Source organism: Sphingopyxis sp. (genome assembly GCF_035998965.1).
Lineage (GTDB): Bacteria > Pseudomonadota > Alphaproteobacteria > Sphingomonadales > Sphingomonadaceae > Sphingopyxis.
In genome coordinates this window covers 46794-67205 of the sequence record NZ_DASYHE010000014.1, presented here as the reverse complement: position 1 = coordinate 67205, position 20412 = coordinate 46794, and the positions used below count along the sequence as shown (strand labels likewise).

15 protein-coding genes are annotated in these 20412 nt (G+C 61.5%); 8 read left to right on the top strand and 7 right to left on the bottom strand.

All coding sequences use genetic code 11. From position 1 onward, the window contains the following. Window positions 1-138: 138 nt before the first annotated feature. Window positions 139-1392 (bottom strand): MFS transporter, encoded by a 1254-nt coding sequence (locus VGN68_RS01655; RefSeq protein ID WP_327473267.1) that lies wholly within the window; start codon window positions 1390-1392, stop codon window positions 139-141. Window positions 1393-1570: 178 nt separating this feature from the next. Between VGN68_RS01655 and VGN68_RS01650 the strand changes: the two genes are divergently transcribed. The 4 genes from VGN68_RS01650 to VGN68_RS01635 all read left to right on the top strand — a co-directional run bounded on the left by VGN68_RS01650 (window position 1571) and on the right by VGN68_RS01635 (window position 3960). Continuing rightward, window positions 1571-2125: an NADPH-dependent FMN reductase gene (locus VGN68_RS01650; RefSeq protein WP_293700854.1), complete on the top strand. Its 555-nt coding sequence runs from the start codon at window positions 1571-1573 to the stop codon at window positions 2123-2125. Further along, window positions 2122-2727, top strand: a complete 606-nt coding sequence (locus VGN68_RS01645) for a 3,4-dihydroxy-2-butanone-4-phosphate synthase (RefSeq protein ID WP_327473264.1) — start codon at window positions 2122-2124, stop codon at window positions 2725-2727. The genes VGN68_RS01650 and VGN68_RS01645 overlap by 4 nt, the downstream gene beginning before the upstream one ends. After that, window positions 2720-2902 (top strand): hypothetical protein, encoded by a 183-nt coding sequence (locus tag VGN68_RS01640; protein ID WP_327473262.1) that lies wholly within the window; start codon window positions 2720-2722, stop codon window positions 2900-2902. Before VGN68_RS01645 ends, VGN68_RS01640 begins: the two co-directional genes overlap by 8 nt. Window positions 2903-3147: 245 nt before the next feature. Further along, the gene (locus VGN68_RS01635) at window positions 3148-3960 is read left to right on the top strand and encodes a hypothetical protein (protein WP_327473260.1); all 813 of its coding nucleotides are present in this window, start codon (window positions 3148-3150) and stop codon (window positions 3958-3960) included. Window positions 3961-3975: 15 nt separating this feature from the next. Here VGN68_RS01635 and VGN68_RS01630 read toward each other — a convergent pair whose 3' ends face one another. After that, entirely contained in the window at window positions 3976-5346 is a 1371-nt protein-coding gene (locus VGN68_RS01630) for a metal-dependent hydrolase family protein (protein ID WP_327473258.1), read from the bottom strand. 378 nt (window positions 5347-5724) lie between these two features. Here VGN68_RS01630 and VGN68_RS01625 point away from each other — a divergent pair, with 378 nt between their 5' ends. Next, entirely contained in the window at window positions 5725-6831 is a 1107-nt protein-coding gene (locus tag VGN68_RS01625; protein ID WP_327473256.1) for a 2OG-Fe(II) oxygenase, read from the top strand. Between the two features lie 15 nt (window positions 6832-6846). Here VGN68_RS01625 and VGN68_RS01620 read toward each other — a convergent pair whose 3' ends face one another. From VGN68_RS01620 to VGN68_RS01600, 5 genes are all read right to left on the bottom strand, one after another. Then, the gene (locus tag VGN68_RS01620; protein ID WP_327473254.1) at window positions 6847-7263 is read right to left on the bottom strand and encodes a helix-turn-helix transcriptional regulator; all 417 of its coding nucleotides are present in this window, start codon (window positions 7261-7263) and stop codon (window positions 6847-6849) included. Between the two features lie 262 nt (window positions 7264-7525). After that, entirely contained in the window at window positions 7526-9766 is a 2241-nt protein-coding gene (locus VGN68_RS01615; protein WP_327473252.1) for a BamA/OMP85 family outer membrane protein, read from the bottom strand. Between the two features lie 60 nt (window positions 9767-9826). Further along, window positions 9827-11191 carry an HlyD family type I secretion periplasmic adaptor subunit gene (locus VGN68_RS01610; RefSeq protein ID WP_327473250.1) on the bottom strand — a complete coding sequence of 455 codons (1365 nt, stop codon included), beginning with the start codon at window positions 11189-11191 and terminating at the stop codon, window positions 9827-9829. Next, window positions 11188-12984: a type I secretion system permease/ATPase gene (locus VGN68_RS01605; RefSeq protein ID WP_327473248.1), complete on the bottom strand. Its 1797-nt coding sequence runs from the start codon at window positions 12982-12984 to the stop codon at window positions 11188-11190. Before VGN68_RS01605 ends, VGN68_RS01610 begins: the two co-directional genes overlap by 4 nt. A gap of 2 nt (window positions 12985-12986) precedes the next feature. Beyond that, window positions 12987-14195 (bottom strand): sigma-70 region 4 domain-containing protein, encoded by a 1209-nt coding sequence (locus tag VGN68_RS01600; RefSeq protein WP_327473246.1) that lies wholly within the window; start codon window positions 14193-14195, stop codon window positions 12987-12989. A gap of 397 nt (window positions 14196-14592) precedes the next feature. Here VGN68_RS01600 and VGN68_RS01595 point away from each other — a divergent pair, with 397 nt between their 5' ends. The 3 genes from VGN68_RS01595 (at window position 14593) to VGN68_RS01585 (ending at window position 20056) form a co-directional block, all read left to right on the top strand. Then, a complete protein-coding gene (locus tag VGN68_RS01595) occupies window positions 14593-16131 on the top strand; it encodes a TolC family protein (protein ID WP_327473243.1) in 1539 nt (512 codons plus the stop codon). A 260-nt stretch (window positions 16132-16391) separates the two neighbouring features. Then, complete coding sequence (locus tag VGN68_RS01590; RefSeq protein ID WP_327473241.1) at window positions 16392-18602, top strand: calcium-binding protein; 2211 nt, start codon at window positions 16392-16394, stop codon at window positions 18600-18602. A 467-nt stretch (window positions 18603-19069) separates the two neighbouring features. After that, complete coding sequence (locus VGN68_RS01585) at window positions 19070-20056, top strand: M23 family metallopeptidase (protein WP_327473239.1); 987 nt, start codon at window positions 19070-19072, stop codon at window positions 20054-20056. The last annotated feature ends 356 nt before the right edge of the window (window positions 20057-20412 follow it).

Here is a 20412-nt window from a genome sequence, read left to right as displayed (position 1 = left end):
ACATTCGTCATTGCGAGCGAAGCGAAGCAATGCAGAGTGGCGTAAACCGCTCTGGACTGCTTCGCTTCGCTCGCAATGACGATTCCGGATAAGGTTCGTTCATACCTCAATCCGGCTGTCTCGACCGGACTGGAGGCATTAAGCCTCCTCGCTGTTCACCACGACCAGCCGCGGCTGCATCAGATGGATCCAGCCGAGCGCCAGCAGATAGGCGCTTGCCGACATCAGGAACATCGGCGCATAACCAAGGCCGGTGACCAGCGCCCAACCGGCAAATTCCAGCATTGCGGCGCCCGACAAATTTCCGGCCAGCGCCCCCATCGCAATGACGCTGCCGACCTGGCGCGCCGGAACGATGTCGGCGGTCATGCCAAAGATATTGGTCGAAAACCCCTGATGCGCGAACAGGCCGAGCCCGATTACGAGCGCGGCGACCCACTGGTTCGGCGCCACCAATGCCAGCGGTAGCGGCAGAATGAGCAGCGCATAAAAAAACATCGACGATTTGCGGGCCCGATTTTCGGTCATCCCGCGGCTCAGCAGTGCCGGAAACAGGAACCCGCTCGACAATGCACCCGCCGCCGCCATCACATAGACGATGGCGGTCGGATAACCGATTTCGCCCTGCCCCAGCGAAAATTGGCGGGCAAAGAAATCGGGCGCCCAGAACAGGATGAACCACCAGACCAGATCGGTCAGTGTCTTGGCCCCGATCACCGCCAGCGTCCGCCGGTCTTTGATCAGCTTGCGCCAAGGGTCGGCGCGCTCTTGCGGCGCGTCGATCACCGCAGGGGTCCCCACGGGCTTCAGCTTGGCGGTGCCGAGCCACCAGAACAGCAGCCAGACAAAACCCAGCGCGCCGGTGATCAGGAATGCCGCCTGCCAGCCCAGCGCCAGGGCCAGCGCCGGGACGGCGAGCGGCGCAACGATCGCCCCGATATTTGACGCACTGTTGATCACGCCCAGTCCGACCGAACGCTCTTTGACCGGAAGGTAGGTCGCCGCGGCCTTGATCGCAGCGGGCGTATTCACCGATTCGGCAACCGCCAAGGCAACGCGTGCTGCCACAAATTGCTGGACACTGGATGCCAGCGCATGGGCCATGCCCGCAAGGCTCCAGATGCCAACGGCAAGGCCATAGCCCCACCGAACGCCGACCCGATCAATGAACCAGCCGACGCCGAGCAGCGAAAATGCCGCCGCGATCTGAAACGACGAACCGAAATGCGCAAAATCCTGATCGCTCCATCCGAAATCGGCCTGCAACATCGGCTTGAGCAGCGCCAACACCTGGCGGTCGAGGTAATTGAGCGCAGTACCGAAAAAAATCAGCGCGATCAGGCCGATACGAATGGCGCGTTGCGCGGTATCGGTCGCAGTAGTATCAGCCATGTCGGCCCTCCCTCACAGGGCCGCACGCCATGCGTTGAGCGTCGACCGTTCCAGCCCAATTAGGGCTTGCGTTGCGCCATTTCACAGGCCTACAGAATCGTATGACACCGCAAGACATAAGGCAAGAGGCTTTGCCGTCCACATCCCGCCGCGGACGTCGAACAGAGGAGCCACGCTCATGAGGTCCATCGTCGCGCTCGGCGGCACGCCCCGTTCCGGATCATCGACCGAAAAAATCCTCGAAATATGCTGCCGCGCCGCGGCCGCCGAAGGAGCGGTCATTACCCGTTTCGGCGGCGCTTACATGAGCGCGCTGCCCTATTACCGCGGGCCGGGACACAGCGATCAGGCGGGAGCGGAAATGGTCGCCGCGGTGCGCGACGCCGACGGATTGATCATCGCCTCGCCCGGCTATCACGGCAGCATTTCGGGGCTGGTCAAAAATGCCCTCGATTATTTCGAGGATTTATCGACCGACGTCCGGCCCTATTTCCATGGTCGACCGGTCGGGCTGATCGCTACCGCCTTTGGCCACCAGGCCGCCATGAGCACCCTGTTGACCCTGCGCAGCATCACCCATGCGCTGCGCGGGTGGCCGACGCCGATCGGGGCCGCAATCCGCACCACCCCCGAAACCTTTGACGATCTGGGAGAAATCATCGACGTTGGGGCACGGATGCAGTTGGAACTGGTCGGCAAACAGGTCGTCGGAGCGGCGGGTATTCTGTCATGACAGCGCCCGGTGACGGCGGTTTGGAGGCCATCGGCCAGCATCTGGCCGACGGCGGGCTGATCATTCTGGCAGGCGACGCGCTGCGCCATGGCGATCTCGATTTTGCAATGGCGGCCAGCCGGGTGACGCCGCAAGCGATCAATTTCATGGCCCGTCATGGCCGCGGCCTGATTTGCCTCGGCCTCACCCAGTCGCGGGCGTGGAAACTGGGCATCACACCGCAGCATAGCGGCGACGGCGCCGACAGCGGGCGCCCGTTCGGCGTCTCGATTGAGGCCAGGCACGGGGTCGAAACCGGCATTTCGGCGCATGATCGTGCGCATACCATTGCCGTCGCCATGGCACCCGACGCGCGCGCCCATGATCTGGTCAAGCCCGGCCATGTCTTTCCGCTGATCGCCGACCCCGGCGGCCTCGGTGCGCGGCGATCGACCTTGGAGGCGGGGATCGCACTCTGCAATCGGTTCGATCTGGGCGAGGGCGTGGTCTTGTGCGCAATCATGCGCGACGACGGCACGATGGCCCGCCGCGCAGATATGACCGGCTTTGCCGCGGAACACGGGACGCCAATCGTCGATATCGACGCATTGGATTTTGGATAGCGGCGGGGTATCGGCCGCGCTGGCCATATATGGGCTGATCGGGCGCAACAGGCTGGATCATCACCGCTTTACCTTGACGCTGGTGGATATTTCGCTCGCCAGCGCGATCGTCATGTCCTTCCATCTGCTGCTCGCCGCCCGCTTTCGGTTTGGTGATGTTCAGGCGGGTTCCTGATTTCGGCGGCGCTTTGTCCCGGTGGTGACCGAAACCCTGGCGTCACGCGCCGCCGCGTTCGTATTTGCACACTATTTTCTGTGACGGCCGTATACAACGGTTGATGCCGTTCAACGGCAGGGGTGAAGGTCGGCTCTGTGTGCCGGGCAATCGCGCCGACGCGGTTGAAGGTCGATTTCCGGATCCGATGAGATGTGATAAAGCCGTCTGCGCTGCCAGTCCGTCACGCAAATCAAGGAGCAGGAATGATAAGATTCCGGCGTCGTTTTTTCGAATTGGCCATCCCCGGCTTGGCGGCAATCCTTTTGGCGACGGCGGCTCCCGCTGCTGCGCAGCAGAGCGAATATCCGACCGACGAAGAGACTGAGCGGGCGCGCAACGCAGCGCAAATTACGGCCTATGTGTGGCTGGCGGGATTTGGCGGCGATATTCGACCCGGCGCGGGAGCCCCTATGTTGCGCGTCGACAAAAGTTTTGGCGATTTGCTTGAAACAAGCGACGGCGCTTTCTGGATTTCCGGCTTCGTGCGGCGCAGTCGGACGGTCTTCATGGCCGACATCAGCCGCACAAGATCGTCCGAGGAAGGACAGGTGCCCACCGGGCTGCCGACGCCGTTCCCGCCGACCGTTCCGGCCAACGGCGGGCTGACCATGACATCGCTAACCGGCGCCGCCGGTTACCGGGTGGCGCAGGAGGACAATGCCACCCTCGATCTTCTTGTCGGAGCGCGCGCCTGGTGGGTCCGCCCGCGCCTGGAGGTTCCTGCGCTGGCTGTCGATCTCCGCCCCAAAGCGAATTTTGTCGATCCCATCGTTGCGGTGCGCGCCAATTTCTCTCTCGCCCCGCGGCTGTCAGCGCTCGTCTATGGCGACATCGGGGGACTGGGTGTCGGATCAGAAGTCACTGGACAATTGTCGACCACGCTGAATTATCGCGTCAGTCGGTCGGTCGTCCTTTCGGGCGGTTACCGTTACCTTGCCGTCGATTACGAGAAGAACGGCATATTGGTCGATGCCCGGCTCGCCGGCCCGCTGATTGGGGCAACCATCACCTTTTAGAACATTGTGCCGCGGCTATTGGCCCTTGTAAATTTTGCCGTCTTTCATGATGACAGCAAAATTGCGCTCTGGATCGGCAACCAGATCGATGTTGGCGAGCGGATCGCCATTGACCAGGATCAAATCTGCCAACGCGCCCTTGCGCACCACGCCTAGCTCCCCCCGATAAGGTGAACGCAGGCCCGACAGCGCCAGCAGCTGAGCATTGTCATGGGTCACCAGCTTGAGAATTTCGGCCGAATTAAACCACGTCTTCAGCCGCAGGATATAGGCATTCTGCTGCGCATTCTGCTGCGGATCGAACAGGAAGTCGGTGCCCCAGGCCAGCTTGACCCCAAGTTTTTTTGCCAGCGGCCAGACGCGTTCCTGTCCTTCGATCAGCGGCTCGCGCTTTTCACGGCGCTGCGCTGTCATGTCCGGCGTGCTGTCCTGAAGCCGCTGGAGAGAGAGCCATATCCCGCGCTGCGCCATAAGCTTCAACGTATCCTCGTCCAGAAGTTGGCCATGCTCGATGACCAAGACGCCAGCCTCAATAGCCCGGCGGACGGCCCGCGGCGTATACGCATGCACCGCCACATAAGTCCCCCAATCTTCCGCGGCCTCTACGGCGGCTTTCATCTCGTCGAGCGTATATTGGGTGACATCGAGCGGGTCATAGGCCGAACTGGTACCGCCACCTGCCATCAGCTTGATTTGACTGGCCCCGCCGCGCAGCGCCTCCCGCGTTGCTGCGAGCACCTCTGGCCGGCCATCGGCAATATAACCCGCGCCCAGCAACTCCGCCTGTGAAGCTTTGCCGGTCCAGCGGCGAGGCCCTTCCCCGGGTGTCCGATAGTCGCCATGGCCCGACGTCTGCGATATCGTCGGCCCCGACGGCCAAATCCGTGGTCCGGCAACCCGGCCCGTATCGATCAACTTTTTCACTTCAAAGATCGGCCCGCCCACGTCGCGGACGGTCGTAAAGCCGCGCATCAAAGTCTGGGCCGCGTTTGCCGCCGCCGCTTCGCCGGCTTTTGCCGGGGTCAGATCGGGCGAAGCAAGCTCTGCCATCGTGAGCGCCCCGAATGCAAGATGCACATGGGCATCAATGAGCCCCGGCATCAGCGTCCGGCCACTTCCCTGGATGACTTTCGTCGATGCGGTGGGACGAGCCTCGCCCCCAATCGCTGCGATCAGGTTGCCGCGCACCAGCACATTCGTCGGTTCGGACAATCTGGGACTGGTGCCGTCGAAGATCCGGACGTTCTGAAACAGCGTTTCGTTTGTTTCGGACGTCGCAGCTTGCCCATCCTGCGCGACGACTGGCGCCGCTGCCATCAACAGAGCAACCGCGACCACACCATACATGGCCGTTAATTTAGCTCCCATGGATCCCTCCCCGTTCAATTGGCCTGTGTGTCTTAGCGGCCTCTGATGTTCGCCCGCATCGCCCGTAAGGCTGTGAAGTGTGCTTGGCCTGCGACATAGCACAGTCCGGCTGATGAAGCGCTATCCTGCAAAAGCTTGGATAATTGTTGTGGGTAGACCGAGCTGATCGGGTGTTGGTGAGACCCGCGAACACAGGCGCATCGTGAAAAGCGACGCAGCGGTTGTAAATCTGCTCATTCGTCCGTTGTCCTGACGATGAGTGGCTTCAGCCAGCATCGTGTTGCAAAGCAACAAATGAGAAGGAGCTAAGCGCTGCCCGGTTAAGTGACGGCGCTTGTAGGTTGTCGCCCATAATGCTAAAAAACGCGGGCATCACGCGGGGGCGGGGGCACGACCATGATACTATCCACCAAGCGGGTTGATTTGATCCCAAAGCCGATCGTCGGATCCGCGGCGCCTTGGTTCAAGGCGCATGTTCTGGACGTAAATCGACAATATACTTTTCATACTGTCGCCGGCCGACCCGTTCTGTTGTTTTTTATGGGGTCTGCGTCGAATGTTGACGTCGAGGCCGCCCATGAGCGACTGCTGGCGGACCCCGATCGTTTCGACGATCGCCGCTGTTGCTTTTTCGGCGTCACGGTCGATCCGGCCGACGAAACCGCCGGACGGGTCAAGACGCGAACACCGGGTATCCGGTATATCCTCGACAGCGACCGATCGGTGAGCGACGCTTATGGGGCGTGCGGAAACGACGGCGATCATTATGAATCCTATATCGTCGTCCTTGACCGTCAGCTGCGTGTTGCGGGGCGCTATCACTTGCCCGACGCCGACAAGGCGCTCGCGCTGATCGATCGACTCATCGAAGAGGGCGCGCCGGAAGATTGGGCGCCGGTCTTGTCGGTTCCGCGGGTTTTCGATCAGGCGACCTGTCAGAAACTGATTGCGCTTTACGATCACGAAGGCGGCGCAGATTCGGGGTTCATGCGCGAGGTCGACGGCAAAACGGTGTCGGTGATCGACCATGGCCACAAACGCCGGTCGGATGTTACCATCAAGGATCAGGCGTTGTGCCACGGCCTCAGTGCGCGGGTGAACCATTGCCTGCGGCCCGTAATCCAGCGCGCGTTCAATTTCGACGCGACCCGTATGGAACGCTACATCGTCGCCTGTTACGACGCATCGGTCGCTGGCCATTTTCGCGCCCACCGCGACAATACGACGAAGGGGACTGCGCACCGCCGGTTTGCAGTGACGATCAACCTCAATGACGATTTCGACGGCGGAGAGCTGCGGTTCCCCGAATTCGGTTCCCGAACATATCGACCCGCGCCGGGCGGCGCGATCGTCTTTGCCTGCGGCCTGCTCCACGAGGCGACCCCGGTCACCCGCGGGCGCCGCTACGCGTTTCTGCCCTTTCTTTATGACGATGCCGCGGCGGCCCAGCGCGAAGCAAACAACCAGTATCTGGGCGACGGCGTCGGCGCGTACCGGCAATAGTCACGGCGGCCCGCTTCAAAGCTCGATAGAGATCTTGACGTTCTGCGCCTTGATCCCGGCCAACGCCGCGATGCTGAGTTTCGCCGCATAAATCATGATACTCAGCCGCTGGGGATTGGCAAGGCCGGCCGGTATGTCGCCATGGTCCCAGCCAGTGGCGAGCATCATATCAACCTCGTCATCGGGTACGGCTGCCTCAAGTCCGCCGACAAGTTCGAGCTGCGAGACACCGAGGACGCTCGCCAGCATCTGCAGATTGCGAAGCCGCGGCTGCGTCTTGCCCGACTCCCACGCCCAGATCGTCGGCCTGCTCAGGCCGGTTCGTACCGCCAGCTCCGAACGGCTGATGCCGCATTGCTCGCGATAACGGCGAAGCCGCAATGGCAGAGGCTCGGCGATGTCATATTCAATCGGGCGCGCCGAGGCGCTCATGACCGCGGCCATTCCCGAAGGATGGAGTCAACAGCGCGAGGCAGCAAACCGCAGCCTGACCCGGGTTCGATGCGGATCGACACACGGTCGTTCCAGCTGATGATGTTCCTAACCATTGACGCCCCCCTCAAGTCCCGCGCCACGATGGACATGAAAATGTCAGAAATCCCAGATTTCCGTCATTCCCCGATGGGGACATCCGAAAACGGACCTGACCCGCGATCGTCTAGAAATCGGCGGTTTGCGCGCCCGCCACCAGGCGTTAGAAAGCCGTTCCCAGCGAGATCGAGAATTTCTTCGAACGATCACCTTCCTGCCGCACCACCGGCTGGGCAATGTTGAAGCGCAGCTTGCCGGGCCCCGCATTGAATGCCAGCGCAACCCCGACCGCCACGCGCGGCTTTGCCGAGTTGCCGATCAGCCGCTCGCCCGCGATCAATTCGCTTTTCGACGCGCCGAACACCGACCCCGCATCGACAAAGACGCTGGGTGTGGCGCCGACCTTTTGCATTGCGCCTTCCAGCCGAAACGCCACTTCCAGCCGCCCGACATAATAGGCGCGGCCGCCGATTGCAGTGGGAGGTGCAACCGGCGCCCTCAACGGAACGACCTTTGGCCCGATCCCGCGCAAGTCGAACCCGCGCATGCTGTTGCCGCCGATATAGAAGCGGTCGAAAAGCGGGATTGTCCGTCCGCCGATCGGCTCCATCATCCCACCTTCGATGCCGAGAGACACGTCGAGCATGTCGCCAACGCGATAGTGAAAATTGCCCGCAACGCGCAGCCGGGCATAGCGAGAAGTACCGCCTGGACCCGCAATCTCCGGGGTCAGGCGAAGCTGAAATCCGCGCGTCGGATCGACCGCCCTGTCGCGACGATCCAGCGTGAGCCCGACGCTCAAGACCGAACTGGTCGATCGGCCGAGCGCATTGCAAAACGGGCTTCCGTGCAGCCCGACGTCGCACTGCGCATTCCTCTGGCGGATTAGGAAATCCTCGTCCGAATAGCGGTAATTTGCTGCAATGCGCAGGCCGCGTCCGATCGGTTTTCCCGCATAGAAATTGACGCCGCGGGCGGTCTGAAGAAAGACCGACGATTTGCTTTGCGCATCGAAGCCCACCGCCGTCGAGCGCGAGTAAAAGAAAGTTGGCGCCACCAACAATTTGCTGCCGATGAAATTGGCATCGGCGACCCCGAATTCAAACAGCCGCTGAATTTTCGAATAGCGCGCCGAGGCCGTGATATCGCGGCCGGGTGCGCCGATATTGGTGCGGGCAATTTTGACGGTTCCAACCGGGCCTTCCAGCGACGAATAGCCGCCGGAAAAGGCCAAGCCCCCGCGCGGCAGCGTCTCAATCGACAAAAGGTCGGTTTCGCTGGCCTGGCCGTCGGCACCGTCAAGGCCGGTCACGACATCGGACGCCGTTCGGGCCGCGCCTTCGTCCGTCTCTTCACGCGGGTCGGACGCCATGCCCAGTTCCGACGGATCGGGTCGCCCGCCCGGCGCCGCGCGGCGCGAGCCGGCATCGCCCAGCCAAGGCGCCGTCGAGACATCGGCATCGAACGCCGGAAATCTGCGCATTGTCGCCGCGGCCTTGCGGCCAATCGGTTTCGTACCGTCAATGGCAAAGCACGGCGGCCCCATCCGGTTTTGCGCCGCAACGACACACGCCAGATTGACCATATCCGGGGGCAGCGCGGGCAAATCGAACGCCGTGATCGGTGCGGAAGGGCCGAAGCGAACGGCGATGCTTGGCTTCAAACCTGTCGGAACCGCCTTGGCCGATACGCGCAAAGGACGACTGCGCGTCGTCGCCTTCGCGGCGCGCGTGACAGCGCTCAATGGCAAAACGGATACCATGCGCTTGCCCGCGACCTTACCGGCTTTTGGGTTGCGGCAGTTGTCGCAGTCCGCCTGCGCCGACGCCATCGCGTCCCGTGTGCGGGAGATAAGCGCTTGCCGCCGCATCCCGGCATCGCCCAGCCATGATGGTTGCTGTGCACCTACATCCAAGCTGGCGAATGCGTCATTGACAGCCGCTGCGGCAATTGGCGCGGCATCGTTGCCGCCGAAAGCCTCGTCCTCGCCGATCGAACGGGCCACTACAGCCGCCGATGCCGCAACCGGGGCGTTCCAATCGATGACCAGCGGCGACCGCCGCAGGGTCTCCGGCTCCGCATCGGCCAACACGGTCGGCGCGGTCGCATCCGCCAGATCGGAGGCGATTGATGCCTTCAGTACAAAAACGTCAGAGCTATCCGCCGCCGGGATGATGGCATCCCCCGCGTCAGGTTGATCGAGTGGCCGCCCCTCCTGAATCGACAGCACCCGCGCCATCGCGGTCGATTGGCGAAGCGGGACATAGGGCAGCGTCTGAACGATTTCGCGCTCACGCGCATGGAGCGCTCCGGTTTCGCCGACGCAGAATATTACCGCAACGCCCAGCGCAGTGCCTTGCACCGCCTGGTGAACGCCCCGGAACAATAGTCCGTATCCGGCCAACCTCTTACCCCTGTTGTGCCGACTGACCCCGGCCTTCACCTTTGCCCAATTCGCGACGGGTTACCCTTCACGGAAGGAGCGATTGAAACTGTCGATCATCGGCTGGAAAAGATATTGCAGCAGCGAACTCGACCCGAGATCGATATAGACTTCGGCCGGCATCCCCGACATCAGCTGGACATCAGGATATTTCTTGAGCTGCGCCGCCGATATCTCGACGATCACCTTGTAATAGATTTGCTGCGCGTCCTTGTCATAGATCGCATCCGGGCTGACGTCCTTCACGGTCCCGAGCAGATTGGGAATGACGCGGGCCTTATACGGCGTCAGTTTGATCTCCGCCGCCAGCCCCTTGTGCACAACATCGATATCGATCGGACGAAGGCGCGCTGAAACCACGATCTTTTCGGACGTCGGAACGATGTCGAGAATCGGTTGTCCGGCGCCGATGACGCCGCCTGACGTGATCAGTCGCAAATTGGCGACCCGGCCCGCGATTGGTGCAATCACCTGCTGGCGGGCGCGAATGTCGCCGCTGACCTTCAGTTTTTCGCGCGCTTCGGCGATTTGTAACTGGACCTGCCGCTGCTGCCCCGTCGCCTCCAGCACCATCTGTCCGCGCAGCGACACCATTTGGGCACGGGTTTCACCGATCGTATCGCGCAGGCGGTCCAGATTGTTGGTCAGCTTGCCGCGCTCGCCATCGACCAGCGCCTTTTGACGCTGCAACGCCAGCAGACGCGATTTGCGTTCCAGCCCCTCATCGACCAGCATATCGACGCTCATTTGTTCGTCGTCGAGCAACTTCGCCTGATCGGTCAGCGCCGCGATCTGCGCTCCCGAGCTGCGAATATCGGCGTTCGACTGGCCGATACGCTGCGACAATATCTGCGCCTGCTCCGCAAGGCCGCGTCGCCGAGATGCAAATTCCGCGTTGGAGGCGGCGATGATCTCCTTGACCTCGGGGTCGTTGGCCGCGGCCAGCAACTCGGCCGGATAACGCACCGTTGGCAGGCCGAGCCGTTCGGCGGTCAGCCGCGCGTCCTGCGCCAGCAGGCCATAGAAGCTTGTGCGCAAGGCAGCGTCCGACGCATCATTTTGGGTCGCATCAAACAGTATAAGCGGCTGGCCAGCGCGCACCTCCTGCCCTTCCTTAACCAGAAACTGGCGGACGATCCCGCCCTCCAAATGCTGAACCGTGCGCCGCCCACCGCCCTCGGCCTCCAGAAAGCCGCTCGCGATTGCTGCGCTATTGAGCGGCGCTGCCCAGCTCCAGATGGCAAAGGCCAAAACGAACAGGCCAATCGATACCAACGCCAGCCGCATCGACCCTTTCACCTGCGGCCCGGCCGCTTCTGAACCGGGTGACGGCAGCGCCAAGCGCACCGGGTCCCCGTCGGCGCCTATGCGGAAGGGGATGTTCATGCTTCCATTCCCCCTTGCTTGAACATCGCAGGATTGGGCTTGGCCGGATTGCCCGGCGGCGGCGCGTCACCTGTCGGGATCGCGCGTTTTCGCCCAGCCATTTCATCGACGACGGTGCGGGCGTCACCGAATTTGGCGACCTGGCCATCCATCAGAAGCAGAATCTTGTCAGCAAGTTCGAGAAGGTTGGCGCGATGTGAGACGATAATCGTCGTCATATGCAAAGCTTTGAGCTTCTTGATCGTCGCCAGCAGCGCCGCGTCGCCGCGCGCATCCAGGCTGGCGTTGGGTTCATCGAGGACGACCAGCGGGGGCAGCCCGAACAGGGCGCGCGCCAGCCCGATCCGCTGGCGCTGACCACCCGACAGCTGATGTCCGCCGTCCGTGAGCACACAATCATAGCCACCATCCAGGTGCAGGATCATCTCGTGGCAATCGGCCAGCTTGGCCGCCGCAATGACGTCGGCATCGCGCGCGTCGGGACGAAAGCGACCGATATTCTCGCGGATCGATCCGGGCAGCAGCTCGACGTCTTGGGGCAGATAGCCAACGTTCGGCCCGAAATCGCTGCGCATCCAATCGAACGTGTCGGCACCGTCGAGACGCACATGGCCCGAGATTGGTTTGAGTACGCCGACCAGCAAGCGCGACAGGGTCGTCTTCCCCGACGCCGACGGGCCAACGATTGCCAGCGACGTCCCAGGCGCGATCGCAAAGCTGACATTCTTTAAAATCGCGCCTTTCATGCCCGGCGCGGCATAGGTCAGATTTTCGACCGCCATCGCACCGGACGGCTTGGGCAGCGCCATCTGCGAAGGGCGCGGGGTCGGCAGATCGCAAAATCGCGAAAGACGTTGCAGGCTTTCGCGCGCCAGTACAAATTGTTTCCAATAGCTCATCGCTGCCTCGATCGGCGCGAGCAGCCGCGCGATCAGGATCGATCCGGCAATCATCGCGCCGCCGGTCAGCTGCTGGTCAAGCACCAGCAACGCCCCGACACCCAGCACCGCGACCTGCACCAGATTGCGGACGAATTTCATCCACGCCAGAATCTTGCTTGATTGGAACTGCGTCGCATCGACCGCTTCGGTTTCGGCGATATAGCGGTCCCGCCAGTGCGCGACTGTGTCTTTACCCATCCCCATCGCGTCGATGACTTCGCTGTTGCGGACCAGCGACTCGGCATATTGCATGTTGCTGGCGGCAAGCGACTGCGTCTCGGTGATCGCCTTGCGCGTGATCCGCTCATTATACCAAGTCAACCCGAACAGCATCGCCGCGCCGCCCGCTGCGATGAACCCGAAAACGGGATGCAACATGAAAACGATCAGCAGGTACAGCGGCACCCACAACATATCGACGACGCTGAACACCGTCGGGGTGGATATGAAATTTTTGACCTGCGTCATTTCACGCAAGGCCTCAAGCCGCACATTGGGGGCGATTAGCCGTTGTTCGAGTGAGCGGATGAGCAGCGACGGCCCCAGTTGCTGCGCCAGCCAGGTGCCAACGCGGTTCGCGACCTGTTGGCGGATGCCGTCAAGCATCGAACCGAGCGCGATCACCAGCGTGATCGCCAGCGCCAGAAAGAACAAAGTGTCCTTGCTCTGACTGGTCAGGACGCGGTCAAAAACCTGCATCATGTACAGCGACATGGCGAGCGCCGCCATGTTGGTGATTGCTGAAAACAGGATCAACCGCGTTGCGATGTTGCGCTGCGGCCGCAGCAGGTTGCGCAACAAATTATCGGGATTGGCAGGCGCGCGCCGAGCCGCCATCGCGTTCCGGGCCACGCCTAGCGCTCCCAGATCCCCGGACTGTCCGCGGCGTGCAGCGGTAGCACGAGCCCCGAGATCAGTCCGGCAAGCTCCATCTGGCGATGCACCCCCAGCTTCGCGCGCACCCGCTTCAGATATGTCCGCGCGGTTTCTTCTGACAGGCCGCACCCCTCCGCCGCATTGCCCAGACTGCTCGATTTGAGGAAGTGACCCAGAAAACGTTGCTCGGACGGCAGCAAGCCAAGCGCTTCGAGGAGCGAACTTGGGGCATCGACTTTGCCCGGCCCCATGATGATCACCATCGCGCAGCGCGTCATGCCGCCGCCGGTGCGCGACTTGGCGGACATAACATAGGCCAGCCGCCATTCGCCATCGCGGCAATCGAGGCGAAAAACATCCTCGACCGGTGCATCGGGCGCCGCTGTGGCAGCACGGCGGATGCTTTCCCGCAATTGTTTGGCCTGCCCCGGGTTAGCCGCAACGATCGCGCCATCGGCGGCACGCAGCAGCCATTTGCGTTGTTCAACCAGCCCGGTCGCCGCGCTGTTCAAGAACAACGGCTGCCCGTCGGCCGAAAGCAAAGCCATGGCTATCGAAACCCGGTCGAACATTCCTTCCAGCATCGCCGAACGCTGCGACTGGCGCGCGAGCTGTGCCACGCCCGTCGCGGATTCAGCGAGCAGCGGCGCGATCAATTGCAACGATGCGGCGTCACGATCGCAGAACGGCGTGGAACTGTCGGGCCGGAAGAAAAGCGCGCGGATGACTTTGCCTTCGCGCTTCATCTGGATTGCGACGCCGGCGTGGAGCGAAGGCGGCACGTCGCTTTCGCTCGCGTCGTTTGCAACCGCTCCGGCGCCAAACAGTCCGCCAGAAAACTGAAAATGATGCACCGACTGCTCGCCGATCCGCGCCCACACATCGTCCATCATCGCCAGCAGGCGCCGCGTTGCCGCGCGGTCACCGCGAACCTTGTCAAAACCGATCAGAAAGGCATGCCTTTGATGCCCTGCGCCCGGCAGGGCAACGGTCAGGATCGCAGACGAAACTTGGAACTGGGCAAGATAGTCATGCCAAAGGCGCCGCGTTTCGGCCGCAACATCGACCGACGACGAGTGTGGGTCCGCAACGTCATGGGCGTCATAATCGGACAGTCCCTCGAATGGAGCGGCATAGCCTTGAGTCGCTTCTGCGTAATGCGTTGAAAATTCCATGGTCGCAGACATTATCGCCCCCAAAAAACACTAATCCCGAAGCGATGCAAAGCTCGCCGCAGGCGTCTCACGCGCGACCATGATGTCTGACGCGATGCTCTGAGTACGGTTCAGAACGCACGCGCCGACCGGGGTTGCCTGAAGCATCTTCTACCCGGCGTTGGCTGTCGATTGATGTGAATCTCTCGATAGCGTCGCCTGCCGTGACGGCTGCAAGCGACTGTCAGTGTCTATTTCGATTCGGCGGATCGAGTCTATTATCCCCTCGGACATATCCGTTAGGGTAGTTTCGCCATTCACCACCGCGCATTACTCTTTCCTAACTATGAAAAGAGGGGGTCTGCACTGAAATCTGCGATGATTCAGGAGGGGTGACGTGCGGAAATCATGGACTTTTTTGGCGAGCGCGTTGAGCGCACCCGCCGCGGTAGCGACGTTCGGTATCGCCGCGACTCCGCTGCTGGCGCAATCGGTTTCGCCTACAGCCGCACCGTCGAGCACGATGGCCGCGCTCGCCCGCCAAGTCGTCATCTCCAACCCCGATATTGCGGCGCAGCGCCATCAGGTCCGTATTGCCGCAGCGCGATTGGAGTCGGCAGAGGCCGGCTATCTGCCCACAATCGAGGCAAACGGCACCGTGCAGCGGCGTGAGATTGACATCAAGAACGGTAGCAACGCCAACGACGCACGGTACACCGCCGGACAGGCAGGGATCGAGGCGCGGTTGCGCTTCTATGACGGCGGCCGGACATATAATGCCGTGCGCATCGCCAAGGCCGAGCTGGAAGCAACCAGCGCGGGACTCGATGCGACGACATCGGACACCTTGCTCGAACTTCTGACCAGCGCCGCGGACGTGCATCTCAATCGCAAGATCCTGCAATTTTCCCAAGCGCAGAGCGAGGCGATCGGCGAACAGCTGCGCGCGACATCGCGTCGACTAGAATTCGGCGAAGCAACGCGCACCGATGAGGAGTTGGCACGCGCACGGCTGGCGACCGCACAGGCGGGCGTGCTTGCCGCGACTGAACAGGTCAGCGTCGACGGATTCCGGTTCCGCAACGTCAGTGGCCAATCGGGAACGATGGTCCCGCCGCTGCCGCCCCTGGCCCCCGTTCCCTCCTCGCTTGCCGCGGCCCAGAAACTGGCGCTCGATGCGGCGCCGCGCCTGCGCGCCGCACGGCTCAACGCCCAGGCAGGAAAGTCGGGGGTCAAGTTTGCTACCGGTGCTTTGCTTCCCCAGCTGGATGCGGTCAGCGGCTACGACTATCTGACCGGCGGTGCGACCAATACCTTTACGGGCAAATATCCGGACGATCGCTCGTCGCTTTATTATGGGCTGGAGCTGCGAGTACCGATCTTCCTACCGCGTGATCACGCCGAAGTCCGCCGGGCGCGCGCCGTCCGCGATCAACGATTGTCGCAAACCGACATCGCGCTGCGCACCGTGGCTGAAGATGTGGCAGGTGCCTGGACCCGGTGGCAGTCGGCAAAGAGCACGATTGCCGCCGCCGAGACAGCGGTCGCGGCGACCCAAGAAGCAGCCGAGGGCATCAAAAAGGAAGCCATCGGCGGCAACCGCACGCTCACCGATGTGCTGAACGCTCAGAACGAATTGCTTAACGCACGCGTCACGCTGGAACGCGCGCTGCGCAACGAATTCGTCGCGCGTGCCAGCCTGCTGGCGACGACGGGCCAGCTTGATACCAAGGCGATTCTCGAAGGACGGTGTTGCGGCGCGGATACGAGCGAGCGTCCCGCCATGTCTGCGCTCGGCAGGCCAGTGTTGACCAGCACCGAAAAAGTGATTGCGAACCCCGCGACATCGCCCCGTCCCGAGATGTCATCGCTGGGGCAGCGTTCCGATTACGCCGCCGATGATGCGGTCACCGCACCAGGAAATCCTGCCCGCCCCGCGACCTCTGCGCTGGGCCGCAAACTTAACTAGCCAGCAAGTTTTCTTTCCAGACCGGTCCATGTCGGAATGATCCGAAACGTCGGAAATACCGACGCTTTTACGAGATTGCGCACGGTTGCCGCTGTCAACCTGACCCAAAATGAACCACATCACAAAATTATCGGTCATGTCCCCAAGCAGGAATGTCCGGTCCCCCTGCACCGCCATATCCCATTGTCATGGCCCTGAACTGTCGGGGTCATTGGGGGGATGAGCAAGCCGAGTCGGCGACCACGCATCCCTTGCGACCCATGAAAGAAGAGGATAGCGACATGCCTACAGTAGGACCTTCTAACGCACCGAATAGTGCAAAGCTGCCCACCTCGCGAGGGCAAGTACTTGGAACCAATTCCGTCGACTTTATCGATCTGAATGCGATCACGTCGACCGCTGCGTTGCCATATAACGCTCGCGGGAACGGCGGCGCTGACACCGTTTATGGCAACAACTTCGACAACGATCTTTATGGCGATGCAGGCGACGACAATGTCATCGGCCGCAGCGGCAACGATCGCATCGATGGGGGCGTCGGTAACGATACGCTGATCGGCGACCAAGCCTCGTTCGTCGTCGTCGGTCCCGGCAACGTCGTCTATACCGGCGATGACAATGGCGGTGCCGATGGCAATGACACGCTGCTTGGCGGTGCCGGCAACGACACGGCCTGGGGTGGCGGCGGAAACGACTATATCCGCGGCGACGCCGGAAATGATACGCTCAACGGCCAATCGGGCGATGACCGTGTCGAAGGCAATGCCGGCGATGACGTCATCAGCGGCGGCCTTGGCAACGACAACCTTTACGGCGGAACCGAAACCGACGTGGTGTCGGGCGGCGACGGCGACGACTACATCGAAGGTGGCACTAACACCAACGGCGTCGATCAACTGACGGGCGGTGACGGCAATGACGTGATTTTCGGCGACAATGGTGTCAACCGCAAAGCCGATCCCGATTTTGCCTATAACCAGAGTGGCTACAATCCCGGCAATGGACATGCCGACAACATCTCGGGCGGCGCTGGCGACGACCAGATCTTCGGCCAAGGCGGCAACGACGTCATTGCTGGGGACAGCGGCGACGACCTCCTGTGGGGCGACGACGGTAACGACACCATCACGGGCGGAACCGGATTCGACCAAGTTGATGGCGGCGAAGGCGACGACAATCTGGCCGGCAATGACGGCGATGATGAACTTCTCGGCGACGCCGGGAATGACATCATCCGCGGCGGCGCCGGTTTTGACTTCGTCCAGGGTGGTGCCGACGATGATGACATCGGCGGCGGTGCTGACGACGACACGCTGAACGGCAACGACGGAAACGATCTTGTCCACGGTGACGCGGGCAATGATCTGATCTGGGGTCAGAGCGGCGATGACGCGCTCTATGGTGACGACGGCGACGACGTGATCCGCGGCAACGGGGACCCCTTCTTCGATCCGCTCGATCCGACGAACACCGATGCCGACTTCATCTCGGGCGGCAACGGCAACGACACCATCAATGGTGACGAAGGCAACGACGTTCTCGAAGGCAATGACGGCAACGACCTGATTGCTGGCGACGCTGGCGCTGACACGATCGACGGCGGCGACGGCGACGATAACCTCTCCGGCAACGACGGTAACGACGTTGTTTCGGGTGGTGAAGGCAACGACACCATCCAGGGTCAGAACGGTGCCGACAACCTGTCGGGTAACGACGGCGACGACCTCATCTATGGTGGTGCCGGCAACGACACCGTCAACGGCAATGACGGCGACGACCAGCTTGCTGGCGACGCTGGCAACGACACCATGTTTGGTGGCGCCGGTGACGACATCATGTATGGTGACACGCTGTACGAAAACCTGGGCAACCCGGGTGGCGGCAACGACACCATGTCAGGCGGCGACGGCAACGACTATATGTCCGGCGGTTTCGGCAACGACGTGATGAACGGTGATGACGGCGATGACACCATCCGGGGCGACACCGGCAATGACACCATCAACGGTGGCGTTGGCGATGACAATCTGGAAGGCGAACAAGGCAACGACACCATCACTGGTGGCGAAGGCGACGACCATATGTCGGGCGGCGCAGGCAAGGATCTGTTCCGCTTCGACTCAACCGACTCGTCACCCGGTTTCGGCAATGATGTCATCGGCGCACCGTTCAGCTTGGGATCGGGCCGCGACTTCAACCTCGCTAACCGTGACACCTTGGTGTTCGACGTCGATGCCGGATTTGATCCTGCAAATGATGCTTTCGTCGTCACGGGCGACTGGGACGGACAAGGCGACGCCCTCGACGTTTATGTCTTCACTGCGGCCGGCACGGTTCTGATCGAGGACTTCTGGGAAGGCGCTTCGGCTCCGATCGCAGCACTCGCTGCCCTCGGTGCCTACGACTCGGTTGCTGCGCTTAACACGTACAGCCAGGGCAACGCGTCCTATGACATGATCACGTTCGTCTGAGGACAAGGCTTCGTACGGGGAGCCACTCCTCGACGGACCTCTGCTAACTGGAGGGCAGGCCGCGGCCTGCCCTCCTTTTTGTGTCCGGCGTACCAAGCAAATTCGGCGATGATGCAACGAATTAGCACCGTTTCGGTCGGACAAATTTCGCAATGTCCCCATCAGGGAATGGCGAGAAACCGGGCTTTCCGCCAATTTTGACACAAGGATGACAGGGCAAGAATCATCCGGACGATGCCGGTTTTAGCCGAACCGGCTTGCAGAGATTGGGTGTAAGAAAAACAAGGGTTCTGACGACGACGTGAGGGGTCGATTATGCCCATCATCACTCAACAGGACTCCGCGTTCGGTCAGCTCCCGCTGGCTAGCCGTGTCCGCCGCCACGCCCCCTGGCGGCGGCCGGCGTCGAAGTTTCAACGACGTTCATATCACGCAACGAGCCTGTCGACCGCATCGAGAGCCCGACCATGATCCATGCGTTCCTGATTGCCTTTTCATGGGCCATGGCAACGGTTCAGGCTCCGTCTGCGAATAAGGTGCCAGCCTTTACCCTCCCAGTCGAATGCACCATCGGCAAATCCTGCCTGATCCAGAAGCTGGTCGATCACGATCCCGGGCCAGGTCGCCGCGACTATCGCTGCGGCCATTTGACAACCAACGGCCATGACGGCACGGATATCCGCCTGCGCACGATGGCCGACATGCGAACGGGTTTTGCCGTCGTCGCCGCAGCGGCCGGGACGGTGCTGCGTATCCGCGATGGCGAACCCGACGTCAGCGTCGATAAACGGGCCGTGCCGGACGGCAGGGATGCAGGCAATGCGGTCGTTCTTGATCATGGTGGCGGCTGGCAGACGCAGTATAGCCACCTGCGCCAAGGCGATGTCGCCGTTATTCCGGGGCAGCGCGTCATGGCTGGCCAAAGGCTTGGGATGGTTGGCATGTCGGGCAACAGCGAATTTCCCCACCTGCACTTTACCATTCGCCACAATGGCGAGGCTGTGGATCCTTTTGTGGGGACCGCCCCGTTGCCGCCTTGCGGCGTTGCGGCACCCTCCGCAGGGCTTTGGACGTCGGCGACGGCGCAGATGCTCGATTACCAACCCGCCGCCGTGATTACGGGCGGTCTGGCATCGGCGGTACCGGCCAAGACGGTCGCCGAGCGCGATCCGCTTCCGGGGCTAGACGGGCGGCAGGCACCGCTGATCCTGTGGGTCGATGCGATCGGCGCGCGTCCGGGCGACAGTCAGACATTTTTGATCACGGGGCCGAACGGACAGATTGTCCATAATCAGCAAACGGTCGTCGCCGACGGCGGGCTCAGCTGGTTCGCGTACAGCGGCAAACGCGCCCCGGCGGCGGGCTGGCCCAGCGGTCGTTATTCCGGGCGCTATGATCTCAAACGCGACGACGTCGTGATTGCGCGATTTGAAACACACGGATTGATCAAATAGATTTCAAAACTCCCTATAGCTTTTCTGCCTTATTACCCAAATTTTGTCAGAACATAGGTCGCTATTATGTCATTAATAACAATAATATATTTAAAAATAAGGCCAAAAAATTTATACAAATCCAAGATTATATTCAAAATGCGACAACCATATACAAAAATGTTACGCAATTTATAGATAATTTAACGAAAAATTAACCCATAAGATATTGTTTTTATACAAAAGTATAGGCAGCCATACCGGAAATTGCCATTGCAGAATCACGCCCCGGGGTTTGTATTTCGGGGGTCAGTGACAAGGCACGGGCACAGGTCGCCAAAGAGAACCCAGCACGATCACAAGGGCTTGCATTGCTG

What these genes read in the sequence shown, in the direction of transcription:
- VGN68_RS01655 (WP_327473267.1), bottom strand. Translation starts at nt 1,392, where the DNA reads ATGGCTGATACTACTGCGACCGATACCGCGCAACGCGCCATTCGTATC.
- VGN68_RS01650 (WP_293700854.1), top strand. Translation starts at nt 1,571, where the DNA reads ATGAGGTCCATCGTCGCGCTCGGCGGCACGCCCCGTTCCGGATCATCG.
- VGN68_RS01645 (WP_327473264.1), top strand. Translation starts at nt 2,122, where the DNA reads ATGACAGCGCCCGGTGACGGCGGTTTGGAGGCCATCGGCCAGCATCTG.
- VGN68_RS01635 (WP_327473260.1), top strand. Translation starts at nt 3,148, where the DNA reads ATGATAAGATTCCGGCGTCGTTTTTTCGAATTGGCCATCCCCGGCTTG.
- VGN68_RS01625 (WP_327473256.1), top strand. Translation starts at nt 5,725, where the DNA reads ATGATACTATCCACCAAGCGGGTTGATTTGATCCCAAAGCCGATCGTC.
- VGN68_RS01620 (WP_327473254.1), bottom strand. Translation starts at nt 7,263, where the DNA reads ATGAGCGCCTCGGCGCGCCCGATTGAATATGACATCGCCGAGCCTCTG.
- VGN68_RS01610 (WP_327473250.1), bottom strand. Translation starts at nt 11,191, where the DNA reads ATGAACATCCCCTTCCGCATAGGCGCCGACGGGGACCCGGTGCGCTTG.
- VGN68_RS01600 (WP_327473246.1), bottom strand. Translation starts at nt 14,195, where the DNA reads ATGTCTGCGACCATGGAATTTTCAACGCATTACGCAGAAGCGACTCAA.
- VGN68_RS01590 (WP_327473241.1), top strand. Translation starts at nt 16,392, where the DNA reads ATGAAAGAAGAGGATAGCGACATGCCTACAGTAGGACCTTCTAACGCA.
- VGN68_RS01585 (WP_327473239.1), top strand. Translation starts at nt 19,070, where the DNA reads ATGATCCATGCGTTCCTGATTGCCTTTTCATGGGCCATGGCAACGGTT.